26 protein-coding genes and 2 pseudogenes are annotated in these 20,289 nt (G+C 47.7%); 13 read left to right on the top strand and 15 right to left on the bottom strand.

All coding sequences use genetic code 11. The annotated features are described in order from the left end of the window. Window positions 1-27 precede the first annotated feature (27 nt). Together A8F97_RS12035 and A8F97_RS23240 are read right to left on the bottom strand one after the other, a co-directional pair. Window positions 28-1,005, bottom strand: a complete 978-nt coding sequence (locus A8F97_RS12035; protein WP_014699061.1) for a DUF1852 domain-containing protein — start codon at window positions 1,003-1,005, stop codon at window positions 28-30. A gap of 479 nt (window positions 1,006-1,484) precedes the next feature. Then, entirely contained in the window at window positions 1,485-1,688 is a 204-nt protein-coding gene (locus A8F97_RS23240; protein WP_232487872.1) for a GIY-YIG nuclease family protein, read from the bottom strand. A 227-nt stretch (window positions 1,689-1,915) separates the two neighbouring features. Here A8F97_RS23240 and A8F97_RS12030 point away from each other — a divergent pair, with 227 nt between their 5' ends. The 9 genes and pseudogenes from A8F97_RS12030 to A8F97_RS12000 all read left to right on the top strand — a co-directional run bounded on the left by A8F97_RS12030 (window position 1,916) and on the right by A8F97_RS12000 (window position 9,607). After that, complete coding sequence (locus tag A8F97_RS12030) at window positions 1,916-2,332, top strand: NUDIX hydrolase (RefSeq protein ID WP_095522170.1); 417 nt, start codon at window positions 1,916-1,918, stop codon at window positions 2,330-2,332. A 72-nt stretch (window positions 2,333-2,404) separates the two neighbouring features. Further along, complete coding sequence (locus tag A8F97_RS12025; RefSeq protein WP_014699063.1) at window positions 2,405-2,974, top strand: TetR/AcrR family transcriptional regulator; 570 nt, start codon at window positions 2,405-2,407, stop codon at window positions 2,972-2,974. A 125-nt stretch (window positions 2,975-3,099) separates the two neighbouring features. After that, a pseudogene (locus tag A8F97_RS23235) lies at window positions 3,100-3,502 on the top strand (DUF1348 family protein). 124 nt (window positions 3,503-3,626) lie between these two features. Next, window positions 3,627-3,851 (top strand): LysE family transporter, encoded by a 225-nt coding sequence (locus A8F97_RS25155; protein WP_157985451.1) that lies wholly within the window; start codon window positions 3,627-3,629, stop codon window positions 3,849-3,851. Window positions 3,852-4,257: 406 nt separating this feature from the next. Continuing rightward, window positions 4,258-4,596, top strand: coding sequence for a hypothetical protein (locus A8F97_RS12020; protein WP_025919186.1), 339 nt, complete (start codon window positions 4,258-4,260; stop codon window positions 4,594-4,596). A gap of 466 nt (window positions 4,597-5,062) precedes the next feature. Beyond that, entirely contained in the window at window positions 5,063-6,754 is a 1,692-nt protein-coding gene (locus A8F97_RS12015) for an Hsp70 family protein (RefSeq protein ID WP_033071965.1), read from the top strand. After that, window positions 6,751-8,046, top strand: coding sequence for a J domain-containing protein (locus A8F97_RS12010; RefSeq protein WP_033071067.1), 1,296 nt, complete (start codon window positions 6,751-6,753; stop codon window positions 8,044-8,046). Before A8F97_RS12015 ends, A8F97_RS12010 begins: the two co-directional genes overlap by 4 nt. A gap of 376 nt (window positions 8,047-8,422) precedes the next feature. Beyond that, window positions 8,423-8,743 carry a hypothetical protein gene (locus A8F97_RS12005; protein WP_033071068.1) on the top strand — a complete coding sequence of 107 codons (321 nt, stop codon included), beginning with the start codon at window positions 8,423-8,425 and terminating at the stop codon, window positions 8,741-8,743. A 459-nt stretch (window positions 8,744-9,202) separates the two neighbouring features. Further along, window positions 9,203-9,607: a hypothetical protein gene (locus A8F97_RS12000; RefSeq protein WP_050512634.1), complete on the top strand. Its 405-nt coding sequence runs from the start codon at window positions 9,203-9,205 to the stop codon at window positions 9,605-9,607. A 204-nt stretch (window positions 9,608-9,811) separates the two neighbouring features. Here the strand turns inward: A8F97_RS12000 and A8F97_RS11995 are convergent. From A8F97_RS11995 to A8F97_RS11935, 13 genes and pseudogenes are all read right to left on the bottom strand, one after another. Further along, window positions 9,812-10,171: pseudogene (locus A8F97_RS11995) on the bottom strand (Arm DNA-binding domain-containing protein); the annotation flags it as partial. 389 nt (window positions 10,172-10,560) lie between these two features. Next, a complete protein-coding gene (vapC, locus tag A8F97_RS11990; RefSeq protein WP_033071069.1) occupies window positions 10,561-10,965 on the bottom strand; it encodes a type II toxin-antitoxin system tRNA(fMet)-specific endonuclease VapC in 405 nt (134 codons plus the stop codon). Beyond that, window positions 10,965-11,195: a type II toxin-antitoxin system VapB family antitoxin gene (vapB, locus tag A8F97_RS11985; RefSeq protein WP_012765080.1), complete on the bottom strand. Its 231-nt coding sequence runs from the start codon at window positions 11,193-11,195 to the stop codon at window positions 10,965-10,967. Before vapB ends, vapC begins: the two co-directional genes overlap by 1 nt. A gap of 94 nt (window positions 11,196-11,289) precedes the next feature. Further along, on the bottom strand, window positions 11,290-12,123 hold the full coding sequence (locus A8F97_RS11980) for a DUF4942 domain-containing protein (protein ID WP_033071967.1): 834 nt from the start codon (window positions 12,121-12,123) through the stop codon (window positions 11,290-11,292). Window positions 12,124-12,240: 117 nt separating this feature from the next. Then, the gene (locus tag A8F97_RS11975; RefSeq protein ID WP_033071070.1) at window positions 12,241-12,561 is read right to left on the bottom strand and encodes a TA system toxin CbtA family protein; all 321 of its coding nucleotides are present in this window, start codon (window positions 12,559-12,561) and stop codon (window positions 12,241-12,243) included. A gap of 70 nt (window positions 12,562-12,631) precedes the next feature. Beyond that, entirely contained in the window at window positions 12,632-12,967 is a 336-nt protein-coding gene (locus A8F97_RS11970; protein ID WP_033071071.1) for a type IV toxin-antitoxin system YeeU family antitoxin, read from the bottom strand. A 39-nt stretch (window positions 12,968-13,006) separates the two neighbouring features. Then, entirely contained in the window at window positions 13,007-13,480 is a 474-nt protein-coding gene (gene radC, locus A8F97_RS11965; RefSeq protein WP_033071072.1) for a RadC family protein, read from the bottom strand. A gap of 87 nt (window positions 13,481-13,567) precedes the next feature. After that, entirely contained in the window at window positions 13,568-13,801 is a 234-nt protein-coding gene (locus tag A8F97_RS11960; RefSeq protein WP_033071073.1) for a membrane protein, read from the bottom strand. A 16-nt stretch (window positions 13,802-13,817) separates the two neighbouring features. After that, complete coding sequence (locus tag A8F97_RS11955) at window positions 13,818-14,291, bottom strand: hypothetical protein (RefSeq protein WP_033071074.1); 474 nt, start codon at window positions 14,289-14,291, stop codon at window positions 13,818-13,820. A gap of 35 nt (window positions 14,292-14,326) precedes the next feature. Continuing rightward, window positions 14,327-14,899 (bottom strand): hypothetical protein, encoded by a 573-nt coding sequence (locus A8F97_RS11950; protein ID WP_227001548.1) that lies wholly within the window; start codon window positions 14,897-14,899, stop codon window positions 14,327-14,329. Window positions 14,900-15,077: 178 nt separating this feature from the next. Beyond that, window positions 15,078-15,776 (bottom strand): DeoR family transcriptional regulator, encoded by a 699-nt coding sequence (locus A8F97_RS11945; RefSeq protein ID WP_033071076.1) that lies wholly within the window; start codon window positions 15,774-15,776, stop codon window positions 15,078-15,080. Window positions 15,777-16,145: 369 nt separating this feature from the next. Then, the gene (locus tag A8F97_RS11940; protein ID WP_033071077.1) at window positions 16,146-17,021 is read right to left on the bottom strand and encodes a GTPase family protein; all 876 of its coding nucleotides are present in this window, start codon (window positions 17,019-17,021) and stop codon (window positions 16,146-16,148) included. Window positions 17,022-17,146: 125 nt separating this feature from the next. Next, window positions 17,147-17,941: a hypothetical protein gene (locus tag A8F97_RS11935; protein ID WP_033071078.1), complete on the bottom strand. Its 795-nt coding sequence runs from the start codon at window positions 17,939-17,941 to the stop codon at window positions 17,147-17,149. 365 nt (window positions 17,942-18,306) lie between these two features. Here A8F97_RS11935 and A8F97_RS11930 point away from each other — a divergent pair, with 365 nt between their 5' ends. The 4 genes from A8F97_RS11930 to A8F97_RS24640 all read left to right on the top strand — a co-directional run bounded on the left by A8F97_RS11930 (window position 18,307) and on the right by A8F97_RS24640 (window position 20,206). Next, complete coding sequence (locus tag A8F97_RS11930) at window positions 18,307-18,888, top strand: inovirus-type Gp2 protein (protein WP_033071079.1); 582 nt, start codon at window positions 18,307-18,309, stop codon at window positions 18,886-18,888. A gap of 103 nt (window positions 18,889-18,991) precedes the next feature. Continuing rightward, window positions 18,992-19,198, top strand: coding sequence for a helix-turn-helix transcriptional regulator (locus A8F97_RS11925; RefSeq protein WP_033071080.1), 207 nt, complete (start codon window positions 18,992-18,994; stop codon window positions 19,196-19,198). A gap of 103 nt (window positions 19,199-19,301) precedes the next feature. After that, a complete protein-coding gene (locus A8F97_RS11920) occupies window positions 19,302-19,877 on the top strand; it encodes a hypothetical protein (RefSeq protein ID WP_033071081.1) in 576 nt (191 codons plus the stop codon). 164 nt (window positions 19,878-20,041) lie between these two features. After that, window positions 20,042-20,206, top strand: coding sequence for a PDDEXK nuclease domain-containing protein (locus A8F97_RS24640; RefSeq protein ID WP_237029076.1), 165 nt, complete (start codon window positions 20,042-20,044; stop codon window positions 20,204-20,206). Window positions 20,207-20,289: the final 83 nt, after the last annotated feature.

The raw sequence follows: 20,289 nt of genomic DNA, 5'->3' as shown, positions 1-20,289 counted from the left end.
AACAGGTGACCTTATATTTTTGTTGAATCAAAGCGCGTAGTGAGCAGACCATTGTTCAAGAATATTCTTGTAGGGTTTGATGAATTGCTCTTCAGTAAACTTCCCTTGCTCAATAGCCAACTGACTACGTTCTACCCGGTCATAAACAATTTTTGTTAATGAATGATCCTGATGGTTCAGGTTGGGCTGATAGTATTGCCCTGCTGCCGCGTTAGCGTTGTAAATCTCAGGTCGATAAATCTTTTGGAAAGTCTCCATTGTGCTGATCGTACTGATAAGCTCAAGATTCGTGTAATCGCTCAGTAAATCACCAGAAAAATAAAAAGCCAAAGGTGCAACACTATTTGCAGGCATAAAGTAGCGAGCCTGTAATCCCATTTTTTCGAAATAATAGTCGGTCAAGGAAGGTTCATTTTGCTGGTATTCGATGCCCAATACCGGATGCAGATTCCCCGTCCGGTGATAGGTGTTTTTACTTGAAACACTTAAGCATATAACGGGTTGTTTATTAAAATTGTTTTTGTAAAATTTTGAATTTGTGAAACATTTGAATAATTTTCCATGCAGATCGCCAAAATTATCTGGCGTGCTAAATCCGGGGTGACTCTTATTATGCTCTGGCAGTAATACGCTAAAATCATAATCTCGCACGTAAGAGGAAAAATTATTCCCTACGATGCCTTCAATGCGTTCATTCGTTTTTTTATCGACAATATTTGTTTTCAATATTTCAATTGCCGGGAAGGTGTCGCCATTGCCTTCAATATCAATTTCAACGGAAACGATTTCAAGTTCGACAGAGTAACGATCGCCTTTAGGGTTATCCCAATATGCCAATGTATTGAAACGATTATCGATCATCACTAACGTGTTACGTAAGTTTTCCTGGCGATTCTTTCCCCTGGCCAAGTTAGCAAAGTTGGTCGTGATACGCGTATTTTCGGAGGGGTTATAATTTTCATCGAAGCAACTGTTCTTAATCGTAAATGTAAAATCTTTGTTCATCGCGTTCTTGTATCCTAAATTTTGATATGAAAACTGAAGCAATTTGTTGATTTTAATGTGTTTGTTTGTTTCTTGTTCAGTGGTTTTTATGTTGTTAATAAGTTAATATTGCATATTTTATGCCAGAGTAATGGGAGGAGGGAAAGAGAGTTAATTTCATCGAATATGAATTATATTCATGATCACTGTGCGGTCAGGATCGGTGTTAGTGCAGAAACCTCTGTCTCACAGAATTTATCGCTGGAATTTTCCATACCCCAGCCCTGCCTGATTCCGCCCCAACAGTCACCATCGGTAAGTTTATAAGCGTTGTCTTCTGACTTTAGGCGAAATGCCTTTCCACTTCATACTCACGCGCTATTCGTTGGCGTGCTTTATCATGGAAAAGGTTTGTCGTCATGATAATAGAGTACACATCGTAGTCATTCACCAATTTATGCACATTCGAACGGATGTCATCTTTCGGTCGAAAGAATGCCTCATCTGCGGCAGTAATGAAGGTTAGATCTGTTCGTTGGATTATCTGCTAACTCACAGTGTATCCTCGCTTCCAGAGTTTCATGTTGTTCGGCAAACAGCTCGAAGGCCACTTGAAACGGCGTTGGAATACCCGTCGAGGAAAGTTCACGCGCCCGCAGACGGGGGTCGCGTAGCGTTCGACCGATCTTAATCAACCCCGGCATGCTCGGGTTGACCAGAATATATACATAGCCAGGGATTATAGACGCTCCTCCTTTTCCTGAAACTCCAGGTACTGTGCTGTGTGAATCTAAGAAGTTACATAACACACATAATTGCTTATCATAATATCCTTTTATAGTTCATGGTCTTTGGTTGTTTAGTGAGATGGTGAACATAAAAATTTAAGATGAAATGTAAACCGCATACGGAGGGAAAGACAGTGAGCACAATAGGCAAAATTAACATTGCAGCGGCGATTATCACCGACATTAAAGGACGTTGCCTGTTAGTGAGGAAACGTGGCACTCACTACTTCATGCAGCCTGGAGGAAAACCGGAAGCCGGGGAGCTTCCGGAAGCTGCTTTAGTGCGTGAGCTTAAAGAGGAACTCAACTTCATCGTTTCACCTGATGAGCTTGTATCGGTCGGCAGTTTCACCGATGTTGCGGCTAATGAGCCTGGGCATATGGTATGTGCTGATATTTTTCGCATATCGACAGATAGAACTTATTTTGAACCTGCCGCAGAAATTGAGGAAGTGATCTGGTTTGAGTCGAGCCAGTATAATCATATTAAACTTGCCCCTCTTACTGAAAATCATCTGATTCCTCTGCTGAAAAGGGGAGGATTTTGCGAGACACGTTGAAAGTCCAATTGATCAAAAAAGTTTTTCCAGCCACCGCTTGACTTGGTAGAACGATCGTTCCACATTAAGCTCATGAACAAAAAGCCGACAGACACTCGAGAAAAAATCTTGGCGACCGCCGAGCAACTTATCTATCAGAACGGGATTCATGCCACAGGCATGGACCTGCTGGTGAAGACCTCAGGCGTAGCCCGGAAAAGTATTTATCGCTATTTTGCGACCAAAGATGACGTGGCAGCAGCGGCGTTGAATGCACGCGATATACGCTGGATGCACTGGTTCAGAACTGAATGCGACAAAGCAGATACGCCGCAAGATCGCATTCTGAATATGTTCACTGTGCTCAAAGGTTGGTTCGAATCAGATGGGTTTCGTGGCTGTGCATTCATCAACACGGCCGGAGAAGTTGGCGACCCCGCTGATCCCATCCGCCAGATCGCCAGGCTTCATAAACAAAAGTTGCTGGATTATACGCTTGAACTGACCGATCAATTGAATATCGAGCAATCGTCAGCCTTGGCTAGACAGTTGCTGATACTGATGGAAGGCGCAATCACCATGTCACGTGTGATGGGCGATTACAGCGCCGCCGACAGCGCAAGGGACGTTGCGCAACTGTTGCTAAAACAGGTCTCGCTCTAGGGACCTGAGCTTCAGAGGCGCTAACCCTACTGGTCTATCTAATTTCCCCAGGAGGCCCTACTATGCCCAATATCCAAATTCGCCCACCACTTCCTCCTTTCACTCGCGAACCGGCGATTTAGACGATTCGACTCGCTGAAGATGGCTGGAACAGCCGGGATGCCGAAAAAGTCTCTCTTGCCTATGCGCTGGACACCAAATGGCGTAACCGCGCCGATCTTGCTACCAATCGTCAAGAAGCTAAAGGTTTTCTTACGCGTAAATGGAAAAAAGAGCTGGATTATCGCCTGATCAAAGAGCTATGAGCCTTTACTGACAACCGCATCGCCGTGCGAGTGGCGCGATGATTCTGGTAACTGGTTCCGCTCTTATGGCAATGAAAACTGGGAATTTGAAGCTGATGGTTTGATGCACCGTCGCTGCGTCTGCATAAACGACATGCCCATCAAAGAGAGCGAGCGTAAATTTCACTGGTCACAGGGACGCAGTCCGGATGACCATCCGAGTTTGACAGAGTTGGGCCTGTAAGTGTAAGTATCACGATCTTCTTGAAAGAAGAGCCGCCGACAACTGAGTTGTTCTGTAAGTGCCTCAAAAGTTTTTCTAGCTGGCGTATTTACGCAAATCAGTAATCCCCATACAGCTCTGGTATTTGCCAGTATTTTTTCCGCAGCGCTTAGCAAAAACATTCACCCTGCTATGTATATTTATCCTGCCCTCAATGGCTTTTGCTATCGATGTATTATGGTATGCAGTTGTAGCATGCGTATTGTCAACGGACGGGCCGCATCAGGCTTATATTAAATACCGTAAGTTCATAGATAAATTTAGCGGGGGAGTTATGGTCTTTCTGGGAATACGGCTTCTGTTAAAGTGATTCAAACGATTACGAATTAGTCTATGGGTGTGAAACATTAAGGTTGGCTCCTCGCTCAACGCCGCCTGTTAACTTCTGGCTGCTTAAAAAATAAGTTTAACGTGGGATGTTTTCCTTTTTTCATGCGGGCCCTTACACTATAAATACGATGTCAGTATGGGTAATGGTGTGTTGTACCTCACCGACCCCTAAGTAAATCAGAGCATTTGGCTCGGTTTACCTGGGGGGCTTACGCTGATAGTTATGACACGTTAGGTTTACTAATTATGAGCCGTAAGTCAGAGCTCCATTGCGTTAGTGCAAAGACGAAATAGGATACTAATTCCACCACAGCCTTAAGTTGGGGCGTTTTCCCCTTCGACCATTAGCTTTCAGCTAAAGCCTCTTAATAACAAGGAATTGAATTATGAAAAAATCATTGTTGCTGATGTTAGTGTTTTCGGGATTCACATACGCCGCAACGGCAACACAGCCCTTTACCGAGATGGATCTCCATGATCAAGCTGTAGGGGTGTGCGGAGCTCGCGATGCTATTGATGCTGGGGCGTCGATATCGCGTAGCGCAGGCGTTATTAAGGCCTACAAGGATGCGGTGGAACGTGATTCTAATATCAAGGTTATTGATGGGTTAAAGGACGGAGAATGTACCGGTGAGACAATTAAGCAATACAACAGCAAACCAGAATATTACGCGAGCTGTGATAAAAACAATCTGACGGGTTATATTACTTGCTCAGGGAAATAACGACTTTGAGCGATAAAATGCATAACTAAGGGGCGATGAGCCCCTTAGGCTTATGTCCTGCGAACATGAGTCATAATACCTTCCCCCGCAGAGCGGCTTTGGATCATCGGGCGGCGCTCTCAGTTCACAATCTCATGCGTGCGGATACAGCGAAAACATATAGCCCCTACCAAAGAGTATCTTAAGAACCGTGGACTAAGTGATGTCCTCAAATCTGAGTCTATTTCAGCATCGAGTGATTTGATATTATCCGCAGAGAGGGGGCAAGCTCAAAGACGTGTTTGCTGTCGCTCTTGGATGCGCTTTGTAGTAACAGAATTCGAATCGTCGCTAGTTCGTGAGGCAATTATCCATGCCTAAGTAAGAAGAGGCAGAATAAACAGACGCATCAATCATAGCCCTAAAGTATACATGGACGCGGTATTTATTATCTGACTTCACGATCTAAGGAATAACAGTGGCAACCATGCACGTTATGGGAATTGATCTTGGGACAACCAACAGCGCGGTGAGTCTCTGGCAGAACGGTAAATCTGTTTTGATCCCAAATCAGTGGGGTGAAGTACTCACTCCGTCAGTCGTCGGGCTCGATGAGCAAGGCAATATTTTGATTGGTCGTCCGGCACGTGCCCGCTTGCAACGTTTTCCACAACTGACACAAGCAAGCTTTAAACGCTATATGGGAACTGATGTCATTCTTTCGTTGGGGACACGACAGTTTCGCGCCGAAGAGTTGTCTGCATTACTGTTGCGCCAGTTAAAACAGGATGCAGAAACCTGGCTTGGACAGCCGTTGACAAGAGCGGTCATAACTGTCCCTGCCTATTTTAATGATGTCCAACGACGTGCGGTCAAAAATGCAGCCCGTCTGGCTGGATTAGAGGTCGCGCGCTTGCTCAATGAGCCAACTGCCGCTTCCCTCGCTTTCGGTTTGCTTGAAAACCGCGAACAAAAATATCTCACTTTTGACCTCGGTGGTGGCACTTTCGACGTTTCCATAATCGATATGTTTGAAGGTGTGGTTGAGGTTCGTGCCAGCAGTGGCGACGTGCAACTGGGTGGGGATGATTTCTCAGAAGCTATCGTACAGTGGATGCTACGCCAGCACCCTGAACTTAGAGAGTCATCACCGGTGCTCAGAGCTGAATTACTGGCGAGGGCGGATGCTATGAAGCAGACGTTAAGCCTCGAAGATAATGCGGCGGCCACCATTGAATGGAATGGCCGCCAATGGCACTGGACGCTGACGGAAACCGCACTGACGGACTGTTGCCAGACGCTGCTGACACGGCTACAGCGTCCCATTCAACAGGCGTTGCACGATGCACGCTTCTCCCTGTATGACCTCGATCATATCCTGTTGGTCGGCGGTGCGACGCGGATGCGCCTGGTACGCCAGACCGTCGCCCGGCTTTTCGGACGCTTTCCCCGGTATGACCTGAATCCTGACGAGGCGGTAGCGCTGGGGGCTGGCGTGCAAGCGGGAATGGTGATGAATGACAGCGCCGTAGAAGACATTATCCTTACCGATGTAATGCCTTTCTCGCTTGGTGTAGAAGTGGCTAAACGTCATGCCGGCCAGATAGAATCCGGATTCTTTCTGCCTCTCATTGAACGCAATACCTTTTTACCGGTAAGTAAAATGGAGACAGTTAACACGGTTGAGAACAACCAGACCATGGTACTGCTGAAAATTTACCAAGGAGAGGGGCGTCGGGTGCAGGATAACGTGTTTCTTGGAGAAATGCAGGTTGAGGTCCCCCCCCGTCCCGCCGGTGAAATCGAGCTTGACGTGCGCTTTACTTACACACTGGATGGACTGTTAGAAGTGGAGTGCTGCAACAAAGACAGCCCAACGGTATCACGACTGGTTATCGAAAAAATCCCTGGGCAAATGAGCGAAGAGCAAATAGCCGCCAGTCTGCAAAAACTAATTGACCTCAAGCTGCACCCTAGGGCTCGCCAGGAAAACCAGGTACTACTGGCACGCTGCTCACGCTTGTACGAACATCTACTCGGCGAGGAGCGCAGGTGGATTGACGAGTTATTAACCGCGTTTGAACAGGCCTTGGAAAGTCAGGATGTTCGCTGTATTGCAACGATGCGTGGGCGGTTAGAGCAATTTCTGCGGCAATATGATGAGGAACTCCCCTCGTGAATATCTGGCAAGTTCTGGGGATAGCCCCTACACACGATGAAGCAGAAATACGTCGCGCCTACGCCCAACAGCTCAAAACACATCGCCCTGACAGAGATCCTGAAGGATATCAGCGACTACGCGAAGCCTTTGATTCGGCCAAACAGCAGGTACGGGGCGGCGCTACTCCAATACTCATTGATATTCCCCCCCAATCCCAGCCTCCTGTCGTCGAGGTCGCGTTCCCTCTGGCGAAAACGTTCTATACCCCTGAAGAGATGCAGGCGTTGGCACATCAGTTGGTCAACACTGAGATGGTTGGGATCGTGGCGATGAAACGATTATGGACAAAAATCGCTTCGCAAGGGAGTCTGCTTCAGCAGCAGCAATTTCATCAGCATCTAGCTGCGGCGCTATCTGAAGAGCAAGGGCTCACGGAAGGGCTTCTTGAGCGTGTCTCTGGACTACTGACGTGGGGGATAGATGAATATGATTACAGTCATATCATCCCCGAGCCGATACAACACGCTATCCAGCAGCGTTTGCGGGAGACGGAAGTTAATCGCGCCTGGCGGCAGATGTCAACTGAGGAAACACATGGTACGCTGCTAGCGAAAACGGCGGTTCGGCTACTGAAAAGCAATCGTAAACACGTGCCATTCTGGATCCGTCTTGCGCCAGGGCTTCTGCAGGCGCTCGTTTACCAGGCTCAACATCTTACGTCTTACTATCCCGAGATTGCTGAACGGCTCAATCCCGTGATGCTGGAGTTTCTGCGCCAGACACGCCTGACGCTCAGTTGGCAGGGAATATTTCTGTTAGTGTTCTGGGGGATGGCATTTAAATCGTTACTCCAGCAACCGGATATTCATCATGCTGCCAGCATAACGGCTATCGTCATCGTCGTATTTTATCTGTATCTCAGCGATATTCTCATGATGGGATTTAGTGGCAAGCCTCGATGGCTTAGTTGCTTCCTTTTCATGGAGTTTATGTTCTCACTCGCGGTCATTCAGTTGTTTTTCGGCGGGCTTTTTTTTGCCGCCGTGATCACTATCCCTCCCTCCGGACATGGCTCAATGGCACTCGTCTCGCTACTGGCTGTTCTGGCACTTTGTATTATGTTCTGGGTAGCCTGGCCGAAAGGCGTTCCTTTTATCCGCAAGCCCGGTATTATCATGAGCAGGATTTTTTCCAGTCCATGGAAAATGATTGAGTGGATGAATTTCACTTGGTTTTCGGCTATATGGGCGATACTTTATTTCATTATTTGTGTAGGCGTTCTCTCCGAGTTACTAAAATTATTCAAATAGTGAAACTGGATTTCTGATAGTTATCTTTTTTAAAAACTGCCGTATGACCAGATAACCAGCCGTAATTAATAAATATTTCACTTCCTCCTTCGACGTTAAAAAAGGCCTTCTCATACAGAGGAGGTCACTTCAGTAGGCTATTTACGATAAAGTTTGCGTACTGGCATGTTAGCCTCGGATTAGCTGGGAATACTGATGATCGGTTCGTCTACTGATTTGTGAGACTTTTTTAATAACCATGACTAAGTCGGTATCTCATATATATTGAATGACCAAACGGGCGGAAGCGTCTGCTTTCGCTCATAGCAGGCCTGATGGCCCTTGGTTTATAAGTAGGTTTATCGCCAACAAGAATCAATAACTCAGGAGTAATTACGTGGCGTTTGAGATTAGAAAAGAAGACAAAATTATTGGCGTTTCTGAATTAGAGTTTGGTGATCCCCCTATGGGATTTGTGCATGGAGCCCTTAAACCCACGCAGTTTTATTCGCCAGATGTTGTTAAAACTGGCTGTAAACTATTTATTAAAGGGACAAATGAAGAAATCGCCAATAAATTCATCGCGATAGAAGATTTTTCAGAAGAGCTGGATGAAACGTTTATTGAGGTAACAATCTTAATAAGTTCCGCTGATGATTATAGAAAATACTTTAAAAATCATTTGGATGTTTATGAAAAAAAATTTGGTAATCAGTGAGCGCTATGAGTCTCCATCAAGCGTCTCGCTATTGATTAATGCAGAAACTGGCCTGTGATAAATATGCATTAAATCCAGCTTTCGCTCCAAAAGCGGATGCTGTTAATCGCATATACAGAGAGCACAAGACTTAAGCCACACTCAGCGTCAGACTCCTTCAGCCCCCAGCCTACCTATCCAACTCAGCTTTATTTGACTACTCCAGCAAATAAGTTCTGGTCGTCACTACTGCCAGACATTATAAATTCATGCCAAAATACATAGGCCCTGAACCGCTCAGCAACCAAGACCGACGCTGCGGTCATATCAGTAGTGTTATCCCGGAGGCCATAGAGCATGCTGCGCTACGTAGAGCAAAAATTGGCAACAACATCCTAAAAGAATGCAGCCGGCCTACTGTTAAATGAGGGCGACTAATTAAACTGGGTCTCACAACGCGTAGTCTACGCAGGAGGAACAATGAGCACTTCTGGTACCAAAGATAATGTGATAACAACACCTAAAGAGCTGGGTAAAGCTATTAAAGAAGAGCAAGATACGATCACTATTGAGGGGAGTTTAGCTAAAACTACGGTGAAAATTCATGCGACTGGGAAAGTTGCATGGGCTATAGCATTTGCAGCCATCGGTATTGCGGTAGTTGCAGCCATGGCAACATTAGCTACCGGAGGCACCAGTGCTCCAGCTACTGGCACAACTGCTGCATTCTCTGCAGGTGGCGCAGCGGCTATCCTCGGTAGTTCGGCAACAAGTGCAGCTATCTATATTGCTATCGCAGCAGGCGGTGTAGGCGCTTTAACGAAACTTCGCCGATATAAAGTAGTAGAAAAAAGCGACTCAAGGCTAGTGTTAAGAAGACGTTAATTGATACCGGTAAGAGTATCAAAAGGCTATAAATTCTTGTGCTCCTGTTATTTTTCCTATGCATCACTGCACTAGTGAAGAATACCGGTGTAGTTAAACCGCACGCAACGGGCCGTATGAGCCTGCTGTGTGACCTTACTCCCCGAATACATTGATAAAGCGCGTAGAAAATCCGGCAGTTCATCAGGCAGCAGGTGAGGGTAGTGCGTAGCCTTTGGTGGGGGAAGGACGCTTATATTCACGCCATTCCAATGCGATAGCTTTAAAGGTGTTATCAACGAGCGTTTGGCGTAGTTGTTTATCCACCTTCTTCTGTTCGCTGGGGTCTGTACCGGTTGCAATCTGGCGTTTGGCTTCATCACGGCGTTGCCGGGCTTCAGACAGGGTAATTTCAGGATATACCCCAAGCGCCAGAGTTTTCTGTTTGCCAGCGAAGCGGTATTGCAGACGCCAGTATTTTGAACCATTAGGATGGACCATCAGATGCATCCCTTCACCATCGGTAAGTTTATAAGCCTTGTCTTCTGGTTTGGCACTTCTGACTTTTACATCGGTGAGTGGCATAGCCGATCTCTATATTGAGGTGTCGGCATACGCTGGCTGTGGGTATAAGAATTCATTGAACGGGCTTGTACCATCACTTATACCAACAAATCCTACTTGATGTACGTAGATGTCGGTAGAGTCTGGTTGACTGAAAACAGCGAATTTATAGCTAATTCACTGAATTTTAGGCATAAAAAAAGACGTCGATTGACGTCTGTTTACTTCGAAATGGTCCCTACAGGATTCGAATTAGCCGCGTATCTATATTGAAATAAAAGGATTTTCACCAGTTCGAAAAACCTAGTGGCCCCCAAATGGGCCCCCAAACCTTTCTGGCTGGATTTTTTGCGGGTTATCCGCAGTAGGCGGTAGATTATATCCTGTTTTGGGGGAGGGCAGAATACGGCTTATTGACCGACCCAGTTTTCCACACGTAGCCCAAGCACTCGCTCAAATTCACGCACATTGTTCGTTACCAGTATCAAACCTGCGGATCGCGCGTGACCCGCTAACATGGCATCATACGGGCCGATGGGTGTTCCTTGTCTTGCCAGCTCGGCACGAATTTGCCCGGTATGTACGGCAGCGTCAAAGCCATAAGTTTGCACTTCCAGACGAGCAGAAAAACCTTCAATCACGGAGAGATTCTTTTCTGGGTTTACCGATTTCTCCGCACCATAGATCAGTTCCATCAGCGTGATAGCACTGATAGCAAACTGCCCGTAATGGCGGTAGAAAGCGTCCCTGACTTCCTGTGGCTTGTTCTTGATGGTGTAAATACAGATATTGGTATCGAGCAGATATTTCAGCATCAGAAATCTTCCCTGATCTGATCATCGGGTTGCTCTCTGGTGATCATAAAGTCAGGCGTTACGCCATCCTCTTCGAACCAACTGTCCCAGCTTTCGCCTGCCGGAGTGATGATTCGTGTGCGACCAATCGCGACGATATCAACCTGCTTAACATCATCGGGCAGTGCAACGGCTTTCGGGAGGCGTACCGCCTGGCTACGGTTGCTTTTAAATACTGTAGTTTTTTCCATGGAAATCTCCTTGGCTAAATTTTGCTCTATCTCTAGCATAAAGTGTTATTGGGATATGTCAATGGGATATACTTGTGTGGCGTTATTGGATCAATCACCTCGCTGCCAACATCCCCGGATAGTGTTTAGCGATTATGTCGTTCATCTGCTCGATCAGGTCGGGGCGTTTAAAGGTGAGATGACCGGTGCCTTTCTGAAAATAACGCACACTAAAGAACTCATCCTCGTATTCCTGCTTGTGCGGATTATCGCGGATATGGTCCATCAGTCGGATAGTGACATCGCCCCGATTGTCGGGGATCTGTTTACCATCCAGCAGATACAGCATACGCTCTAGATCGGCCAGTTGATCGCGTCGCCAACCCCAGTTCAGACCAAAGCCCCAGCGGTTGTACGTCACCAGATTGCTGATGATGATTTTCTTGCCGAAATAACAAGGGTGATTGGTTTTGTAATCCCAAGACAAGCCTTTAAACACATTGATCACCCCACGTTCGAATACCTCCCGCTTGCTCTGATGAAGTTGCTCAAACGTACTGAGAATATTGGTTTCGCTGATGGCCGGTAGGTCACCCTCTTCCAGATTCTTGTGCCACTGGCTGCGTGCTTCAGCATCCATCAGCGACAGCATGCCGGATTTCAGCATCAGGTCACGCCAGATATTGCGATCCAGCGTGCGGGTAATAGCAGGCATCGCTTTATCAGGTGTTTCCGTTAGCCAACAATCGTAACGGTGCCCTTGTTTTAATGCCCAGTCCTCAGCGGTGCCGCCACCGATAGTCGCCGTGAGTGTTGAGATCGACTGTAGCTGGTTGAGGAGCTGTTCTATTTGTTGCAACGCGGTATCACGTCCAGTAACGATACGTTCGATATTGGTCGAGCAAATCAGCTCGGTGTGTTCGGTCAAAACCTCGGATTCAGTTTGCATCATTTATGGTCCATACATACAAGCAAATGCGCCAACCGCTGAGGGCTGGCGCATTATGCATTGGGGAAGAAGATAAATAGATTTGGCCTGGTATTACTGGAAAGCGGCTCGCAATCTTTATGCTTTGAGCAAGCCGATAGCGCGTCTGGCACGGAGAACATCAACGGCAGTGAGAAATGGCGATTGCTCCTGCCAGTTAAAGCCGTTGCGATCGATACGCACCAGTTCGTATTTTTCCACCAGAAAATTCACGGCATTGACCAACGTGACGCCAGCATCGATATGCTCCTGAATCACATTTTCCTCACAGAGCGGCGTATCGTTCAGCGTGAGGCCGTAGTGCTTTTCCAACAGGTAGGTCAGAAGTTGTTGCCAGACGGCTATAGGCGACGGACAGGGGTTATCCTCCCGTGGCGGGATTGCAGGTGCTGTTTGCATGGGAATACTCTCTACAGGTTAAGTCGATAAAATCGGGAAAATGTTCAGAAGGAGGGAGAGAAGCTGCGGGTTATTCTGCTGCCGCAGAAGAGGGATAAATAACAATATACACGTAGCCAAAACTGCCCAGCGTATCGGCTTCACAGGTCCATTCGTTGCAATGCAGTGTGATGCAACCTTGTTGGTGAGGATTTAGCTCACCCGTTCTCAGTTTTTGTTCCAACTGCTTAATCAGCTCAGGGAAGACGCGCTCCAGATTACGGGCTTCTGTCTTGCTAAAAGTACCGATAAAGCTGGCCCGATCTACCAGATAATGCAGACGGTTACCTTCCTGCACCAGCCTGGCTCCGAATCGCGGCGTAACGGCACATTTTAATCCCCATTCCGGGGTATCCGATGATTGCATAATGGTTTCCTTATAAAAACGCGGTAGTAAATGCGGTCATCACAGCCAGCCGCGTTCAGCGAATGACACTACCTCAACGCCGCCGACAACCAGATGATCGAGGACTCTGACGTCGAGTTGTGACAGTGAGTCCTTCAGCTTGTCGGTGATATGGCGGTCAGCCTGACTGGGCTCGGCACAGCCGGAAGGATGGTTATGTGCCAGTATTACGGCGGCGGCGTTATGGCGCAGTGAAGCTTTGAGGATTTCACGCGGATGCACTTCGGTGCTATTGATGCCGCCCAGCGCGATAATTTCCTTTTCTATCAGGCGATGCTGGTTATCCAGATACAGCACCATAAAGACCTCGCGCTCCAGGCTACTGAGCTCCAGCATTAACCAGCTTTTGGTGTCTTCCGAGGTTTTGAACTGCCGCGCATTTTTACGCACGCGCTTTTCTAGCAGGCACAGTGCCATCTGGATGATGCGCTGTTCTCGACTTGGCATTGGTGGGGAAGATAAAAGGGATGACATGATATTGATTCCTTAATAAATAAAACGCCCCCGCTGCGTGAGCAACAGGGGCGGGAATGGACTAACGTTGAGTAGTTAACGCTATCACTAGCGTCGGGAAAACCATCGCAGTACTTTGGCGAATACGGTTACACCGATAAACAGCCCTATCGGGATACCCAGAAACGGTGTCAGCGCCACGCTGGCAATGCCTGCGGTTCCGCTGCCGGTGAGCAACCCTGCAACGGTGGCGATAACCAGGCCAATAAGGCTGTCCGAGATACCGGTTTTACTTAAGACAATGACAACCACGACAATAACGATGATGGCAATAATGGGCATGGGTTACCTCTCCCGATTATTCCCGGCGTGTTGTGACGCACGACGCGATATCAGCCAGCACCTTCTGCACGTTTTTCTGCTTGGGTTCCCAGGCACCTACATGCCGGTCATTGAGATAAACATCGAACTGCGTTGTGCTGCCAATCGCCTCAATAAACGCGAACCAGGCATTATCGGCATTACGCCATCCTAACGAGGACGGAATACCGTACTGCTGGTCATCGATAACGACGACGATAGACACCTCGGTGGAAAAATGGGAATCAGCACCCTTACCACCTACGGGCGACACCGCCACGCTGTGTTGCAGCGTGTGGTCCTCGTCAGGGTTGCCGGTGCAGTTAACGGTAAAGACGCTGCCCTCGGTGTTGGCTATCCGATATTCGGTGACACCCTGACCGGAGTCGGTACTCCACAGGTTCGGTACGGCCTGTACGGATAACGGCAACAACAGTGCGCCAGCGAGCAGAAGTGAATGAATGTGTTTCATGCGAGTTCCTCTGTGTGAATGGACACGTCTCAGGGTCAGTAGCCGTAACGGCGGTGGTGCTCTTTGTTGAAGCCGTCTGCCAGCCATTTACCCAGTTTCTGCTCCTGTTCACGTTTCTGTGCCTTAATTTCCGCCATCTTTTTCTGGTCGATACACTTTTCTGGAATGCTCAGCAATAACGTCGGCTGCTCGGGCTTGCCGTCGGCAAAATTGGCGTTGAAATAGACCTTTGTGTCGGTAATTTCATAGGTACAGTTGCTGGTTTTGTTACCACGATAGACCACCTCCAGGTCACCTGATGTTTTTGACCGCGTTTTCATATTGACCCGAGAAAGGGTTTTGGCCTTTTTATTCGCCAGAAACAGTGGCCCGTAGCCATCTCTGACAAAAAACTGCTCAGTCCAGGGATAGTTAAAAATCGTTCTGCCTTTATAGGTCATGCGGATTAACTGGTCATCACTCAGCCCGTCAGGGTTGGTCCAGCCAAGCCTTTTGAAGGTAAGCCAGGTGACCTGAGCAGGAAGCTCGGTTTCTGCCTGAGCGGAGAAGGTTGCCAGTAGCCCGATTATCAGCCATCCCCGTTTGCCCGGAAGGTAGGTAAACATCATCGTATCCTTTATGTTGAAGTCATTATGAAAATCGTCCAGGTAGAACGGTGTCTGCCTGTGACGTCTGGAGTGGTCCTTCACTGAACTGTCCGGTAACGGCCTCTGTGTGCCGCTACGGGTACTGTCCTTTTTTATCCGTCTTTCTGGTTTTCTCTGGTGTTGGCATCGCGTCCCTGATTTATGTAGTCGGAGACGTGCCGAAGGTGGTGAGTACGTCGTGAATAAAGCGAAAATGCGGCAATGCCGTGATGAAGTCGGATTGTGTGGTCAGGTGGCAGATGTCATCGCGGCGCGGGAATGATTCGGTGGACACCGTCACCCCATGAATCTCATGCAGCGGCAGGACCAGAAGATGCCCCAGCGACTCGGCCACCAGATACCACTCGCCATACAGGCAGATAAGCCGGTAAGGCGATAATCCGTCATAGCGCTGACCGTCGGCCAGAATCGTGACGCGTAGCTGCTCGCCAATCGCTCTGGTCAGACGGTAAAAATGCCCCGGCAGTGTCGGCGTACCGCGCTGGGGCGGATGCCAGACCAGACAGGGTGCGTCCTCACCGCTGTCCAGCAGGGTGTTAACCAACCGGTTATCCAGACCGGGAAACACGTTTCCCATCCCGGTCTGTCGGACAAACATCAGCACATCCTGCCCATGCCGTGCCGGGTTATGGTGCTCCGGCAAACGGCAAAGGCCGTTGCGGTATTCCAGGTCGAGATACATCAGCCGTTCACGGAAATCTCGCCGTAAGGTACGAGTAGAGACGCCGAACTCTGCCGCCAGTTTTCTGACGCTCAGTGTTTCGCCCGCCAGTAATCGGCTGATTATCAATGACAGCCTGACGGCCAGCCGGTCATATCGGCGGTCAGCCTGTGTCATGGTGCAGCCTCCTGAGGCAGTTAACGGAATGAAAGTCCTTTGATTACTTTAAAGAGGGGCGTGGTCAGGGTATGGACACTGTGAAAAATATTTTTATTTTCAGTAAGAAAGCTGGTGGGATGCGGCCTGAGGGGCCATTGAGGTAAACAGGCTATGAGGGTAAACGCTAACGGTCGGACACACCCTGTCCATGTGGTTACAGAGTGATAACACGAAGTTCCTCAATCACTGGCATGTCGCCAGCATGGTTTCTGCCACCACGACGAGTCACGTTAACCGAACCATAGGAATGTCCTCAGAAAAAGAATAAATAAAAGCCCTGGCGCAAAAGCGACAGGGCCGGACGGGATGGGAAAGCATAGGTATTGCCTAGAACAGCAGTGACCACAATGAACGGGCGAGTGACACCACCGTTTGTTTGAGGCCGCCGATAAGTATTTTTAGCGGCACAGGGACGACAGGTAGCGTAATCACGCTATCAAGTACGTCGCCGACCGACTGGGCAAAATCATCCCGAGCCCGGTTATCAATAGCCACTGAACGCCAGTCGGGCTGTAAGCGGGCTGACAGCGGACTACTGGCCTTTGGCGGTAAACACTGAAACAGCGTCTCCACCATCGTCGCCATGCCCCAGTTGGTTTTTACCGATACGGCGCAGACCGGATGGGTCGGAAAGAAAGTGGAACGCACGGCGACGCGCCGGGCATAGATATTACCGGACTGCTTTAATGAGGGTTGCTGTGACTCCCGGTCCCATTCGTGACTGGGCTCCAGTTTATCGACTTGATTCAGGACAAACAGTATCTTGTCACGGTAGCGCTCACCGATAACGGTGCGATAGATATGCTGGTCAACGGAGAGTGCTCGGTCATCGGCCTTGAGCAACCAGAGCACAATATCAACGCGGGGTAGCCAGTGCTGATAGAGCGCAGCATAGTCACGGTCCCGCTCCTCACTCTCACCGACACCGGGTAAATCAACAAACAAAATGCTGCGTTGCCCCGATGACAACCGGAACGTAAGAGCGTGTCGCGTACAGGCACGGCTATCACTGACTGGGGACACGTCCCCCTGAAATAGCGCATTACATAAACTGGATTTACCCGCACCGGTCTTCCCCATAATGCCGATGACGGGTTCGTATTGGATCAGTTGTTCAATGTAGTCAATGACGCGCTGGTGCAGGCTATCCGGCAATACTGACAGCGACGCCTGTATCTCTCGCAGGTTCTCGTGGTTGGGCATAAGGATTTCTCAGACAGACAGAACGGTGTGGCGGCTATTGAAAACCGCCACAGATTGGGGGTGTGCATGGGGATAATATCTATCTGAAAAAAATCAAATAATATCAAACAGAAATGCTGAATTTTTTAATTTGGAGTGATGACGGTAATCAATGCTGGTTTACGGAAGGTAAGTCCATTCTTTTTTGAATCCGTGCGATACACCGGTACTATCACGGCATTTTTGTCACTGAACAGAATAGGCACCCAACAGTAGACGCTTGGATCTTTGGCCGTTTTAGAAAATCCCCGCGTACCAGAAGATATCAGATCGATCATGTTAACAAACAAAGCACCAGTTAAATCAAAAAAGAGATTTTCGTAAACCACATCTTTTAGCATCAGAATAAAAGCATCACCTGCGGCTAGCCTTATCGACGCTGATTCATCATCGCTTTTCTTCTTATCAGTAAATACAATCCGCTCGGCATAGATGAAACAGGCATACTGAGCATCTTTCCTATTTCCTCTCATAGCTACGTCACAGATATCCTTGATATAGCGACTCTCCACCTTTCCGATATGATCATCACGGCGATAATGGCGCTTTTTCTCTCGAACATGAAGTATCCCGCTAGCGCTATCAAAATCATACATTTTTCCCACGAGGAGATTGTTTTCAAAAATTTCCAGACAATATCGCTCAGCATCTACCACATTTTTTCTTCGTGGCAAATCCTGTCGATAGACGCCGGATAATAGTCGTGTATTGAGTTCATCTGCGAGTTGATAGTAACAATTAACATCATTCAACACTGGCACAGTAGCATCAAGCAATGTAGCTATAGCCAGAGAGCGAGAGATACCTTGCTTCTTGCAGTATTCATCCACGACACGTAACGTGTCCGAATTAGTGACATTAAAGGTAATACGCTCTGCCACATCTGGCCCCTTTGTTAATCATATGGTCAATTTTGCATAACTTTAAAATTTAATAAAATATTTATCAATGGTTTATTATTTTTTAATGAAATAAAATCATTATTAATGTAAAATATACCTATTGACTATTTTTAGATAAAATGTTCAGAGAGAATATTTGGGTTTTTAGTATAATTAATATTCTCTGTCTGCTCTCATTTCCCTTATCAATACTACATGTATAACGTAAGCAACAAATACGTCCGATAGCATCTACTCACTGTAATGGCGTACCACAAGAAATACCGTGATCGTCACACTGCCTTACTGAATAGAAAATACATATCAGTCCATTTCTCTGTATATCCATTACAGAGGACTCGATTATGGATTTTCCCTATCCCTATAACCGTAATTACACGATGAACTGGTTCCTACTTTCGTTAGTCAATGACCACCTTAATCAACTGTTAGCCCGTTACTCTCGCCTACAACCCATCAGGATCGATCTATTTTATCGTAAAGGTTCATGGCGTTATCTCCATCATGGGATGAAGCAGACTGAATGGGATGTTCGTCAGTTGGCTGAAATGATGATGCGCCAAGGCAGACTCGTCGGATATTTTTGGGTATTGGAGTCTACACCCCTTCATGGGTGTCATGCTCACATCGTGATGTATCTCAATAGACACAACAATCAGTCAACATATCCGGTAGCAGAACAGGCTGGCGCACTGTGGCAGGACATAACGGAAAGCCAGGGTTACCACAACCGGTGCGATCATAAAGCCAGCTACGAAGCTGATATAACCCAGCCAGTTAATTACGATGATAGCGTTGCTATCAATGGCCTACGCTACATTATCAGCTATCTGGCGAAAGAAGAGCAGAAGGACGGGCATTATTACTACGGTTCTAGCGAGGTTCCTACACCCAGTGGGCTAGGGAGGCCACGAGGTAATCCGTGAAGACAAAACACTTTTTACATTCTCCCCGGTTGTTATGCCGGAGCAGGCAGTGATAACCAGCATCTCGACTCCGGTACTCTTTAAACTACCGGAGAATTTCGCTATGACTGTTCAACCTTCCCTACTCGAAGACCAGTTTGTCGATATGGCATTCATCACCAAACTGACAGGGCTCACCGACAAATGGTTTTATAAACTGATCAAAGATGGCCTGTTTCCCAAACCCATTAAGCTAGGGCGTAGCTCCCGTTGGCTACAAAGTGAAGTGGAAATCTGGTTACAGCAGCGAATTGTTCAGTCTCGCCAGTAGCGCTCTCCTTCATTTGCAACAGTCCCCCCAACAGCCAATTCAACAATCCGCTTTCTGTGAAACTTTTGGCTACCAATTTATTTAGATAAAGGGTTATTCATCGATGAAAGAAACAGCTGCTTGCTACAACGATCTGCTCAATACCTATCAACGCTGGTTGACCGATTTGACCAATATCGCAATCAGAAACGGGATGTGTCATCCAGAAATTCGGCACAGTCACTGTCTTACAGTTTCAGTTTTGCATTTTCCCGAGGCAGGAGCAGTTACAGCGATTGTGCCGCAATACCTGAACCGAATAGTTCATGGTAAAAAATGGCCTGACCCGCTGTTTTCACTAGATGATTTACGAACAACTCTCGAAACTAATGATGAACTTCTGTTCACCCATGCTGGGCTGGAAGGAATTTTACTGAGTGAATGCGTCAGACTGAAGCAAGGCCGCCTTGCTAACAAACTGATCTGCCTTTTCGCACAATTTAAGATGCGTGACATTCGCCATAAACTTGTCTGGCTATGTTGGTATGATCTTATGCTGGGTGCTTCAATGAATGACTGGTTAGCGAATTTGAAACTGATGAATCACGAGGAGATTTGCTTCTGGCTGGGTAAAAGGCAGGAAGAAAATGCGGCGTTGACAAACCTGATGGATGAATATGTCGTTTTTACGCGCTACTGACCTTGGTATTGTGGATCACGTTGGATACTCCAACTATCTAGAGAAATGCCATCTACGCCGCCGAGGTGCTACGTGGTGGTTGGAGCGTGCGCTAGCTCGACCTCAAGGACGAGTAGTCGGCGTCTGCTCTGGAAACTGCCTTGCTCCTGCTGCTGGGACATTTCTTGCTGGAACTAGGTGAAGGCTTCACCTTCGTTGGGCGGCAACGTCGGTTGCGCATCGAGCAGACCTGGTATTGGGGCGATTTGCTGTTCTTCCAACGCAAGCTACGCGGCTTGGTCATCATCGACCTGAAGCTAGGTAGCCTCACCCATGCTGACATGGGGTAAATGCCTATGCCAAGGATCATTGGGCCTGAGCCTGTGCGCTGATAAAGGCTATGCCCTACGGGATATGTACTGGATGGCCTGCC

The sequence above is a fragment of the Pectobacterium parmentieri genome (assembly GCF_001742145.1).
In the GTDB taxonomy this organism is placed as follows: domain Bacteria; phylum Pseudomonadota; class Gammaproteobacteria; order Enterobacterales; family Enterobacteriaceae; genus Pectobacterium; species Pectobacterium parmentieri.
Note: the sequence above shows the minus strand (reverse complement) of the source record. Positions and strands in the feature narration are given on the sequence as shown.

Coding starts and splice junctions, on each gene's coding strand:
- A8F97_RS11925 (WP_033071080.1), top strand. CDS start 18,992: ATGACTGTTCAACCTTCCCTACTCGAAGACCAGTTTGTCGATATGGCA.
- A8F97_RS12035 (WP_014699061.1), bottom strand. CDS start 1,005: ATGAACAAAGATTTTACATTTACGATTAAGAACAGTTGCTTCGATGAA.
- A8F97_RS11955 (WP_033071074.1), bottom strand. CDS start 14,291: ATGAAACACATTCATTCACTTCTGCTCGCTGGCGCACTGTTGTTGCCG.
- A8F97_RS11970 (WP_033071071.1), bottom strand. CDS start 12,967: ATGCAATCATCGGATACCCCGGAATGGGGATTAAAATGTGCCGTTACG.
- A8F97_RS11980 (WP_033071967.1), bottom strand. CDS start 12,123: ATGCAAACTGAATCCGAGGTTTTGACCGAACACACCGAGCTGATTTGC.
- A8F97_RS12020 (WP_025919186.1), top strand. CDS start 4,258: ATGAAAAAATCATTGTTGCTGATGTTAGTGTTTTCGGGATTCACATAC.
- A8F97_RS12015 (WP_033071965.1), top strand. CDS start 5,063: ATGCACGTTATGGGAATTGATCTTGGGACAACCAACAGCGCGGTGAGT.
- A8F97_RS12025 (WP_014699063.1), top strand. CDS start 2,405: ATGAACAAAAAGCCGACAGACACTCGAGAAAAAATCTTGGCGACCGCC.
- A8F97_RS11960 (WP_033071073.1), bottom strand. CDS start 13,801: ATGCCCATTATTGCCATCATCGTTATTGTCGTGGTTGTCATTGTCTTA.
- A8F97_RS11975 (WP_033071070.1), bottom strand. CDS start 12,561: ATGCAAACAGCACCTGCAATCCCGCCACGGGAGGATAACCCCTGTCCG.
- radC (WP_033071072.1), bottom strand. CDS start 13,480: ATGTCATCCCTTTTATCTTCCCCACCAATGCCAAGTCGAGAACAGCGC.
- A8F97_RS23240 (WP_232487872.1), bottom strand. CDS start 1,688: ATGCCGGGGTTGATTAAGATCGGTCGAACGCTACGCGACCCCCGTCTG.
- vapB (WP_012765080.1), bottom strand. CDS start 11,195: ATGGAAAAAACTACAGTATTTAAAAGCAACCGTAGCCAGGCGGTACGC.
- A8F97_RS11950 (WP_227001548.1), bottom strand. CDS start 14,899: ATGATGTTTACCTACCTTCCGGGCAAACGGGGATGGCTGATAATCGGG.
- vapC (WP_033071069.1), bottom strand. CDS start 10,965: ATGCTGAAATATCTGCTCGATACCAATATCTGTATTTACACCATCAAG.
- A8F97_RS11920 (WP_033071081.1), top strand. CDS start 19,302: ATGAAAGAAACAGCTGCTTGCTACAACGATCTGCTCAATACCTATCAA.
- A8F97_RS11940 (WP_033071077.1), bottom strand. CDS start 17,021: ATGCCCAACCACGAGAACCTGCGAGAGATACAGGCGTCGCTGTCAGTA.
- A8F97_RS12000 (WP_050512634.1), top strand. CDS start 9,203: ATGAGCACTTCTGGTACCAAAGATAATGTGATAACAACACCTAAAGAG.
- A8F97_RS11930 (WP_033071079.1), top strand. CDS start 18,307: ATGGATTTTCCCTATCCCTATAACCGTAATTACACGATGAACTGGTTC.
- A8F97_RS11945 (WP_033071076.1), bottom strand. CDS start 15,776: ATGACACAGGCTGACCGCCGATATGACCGGCTGGCCGTCAGGCTGTCA.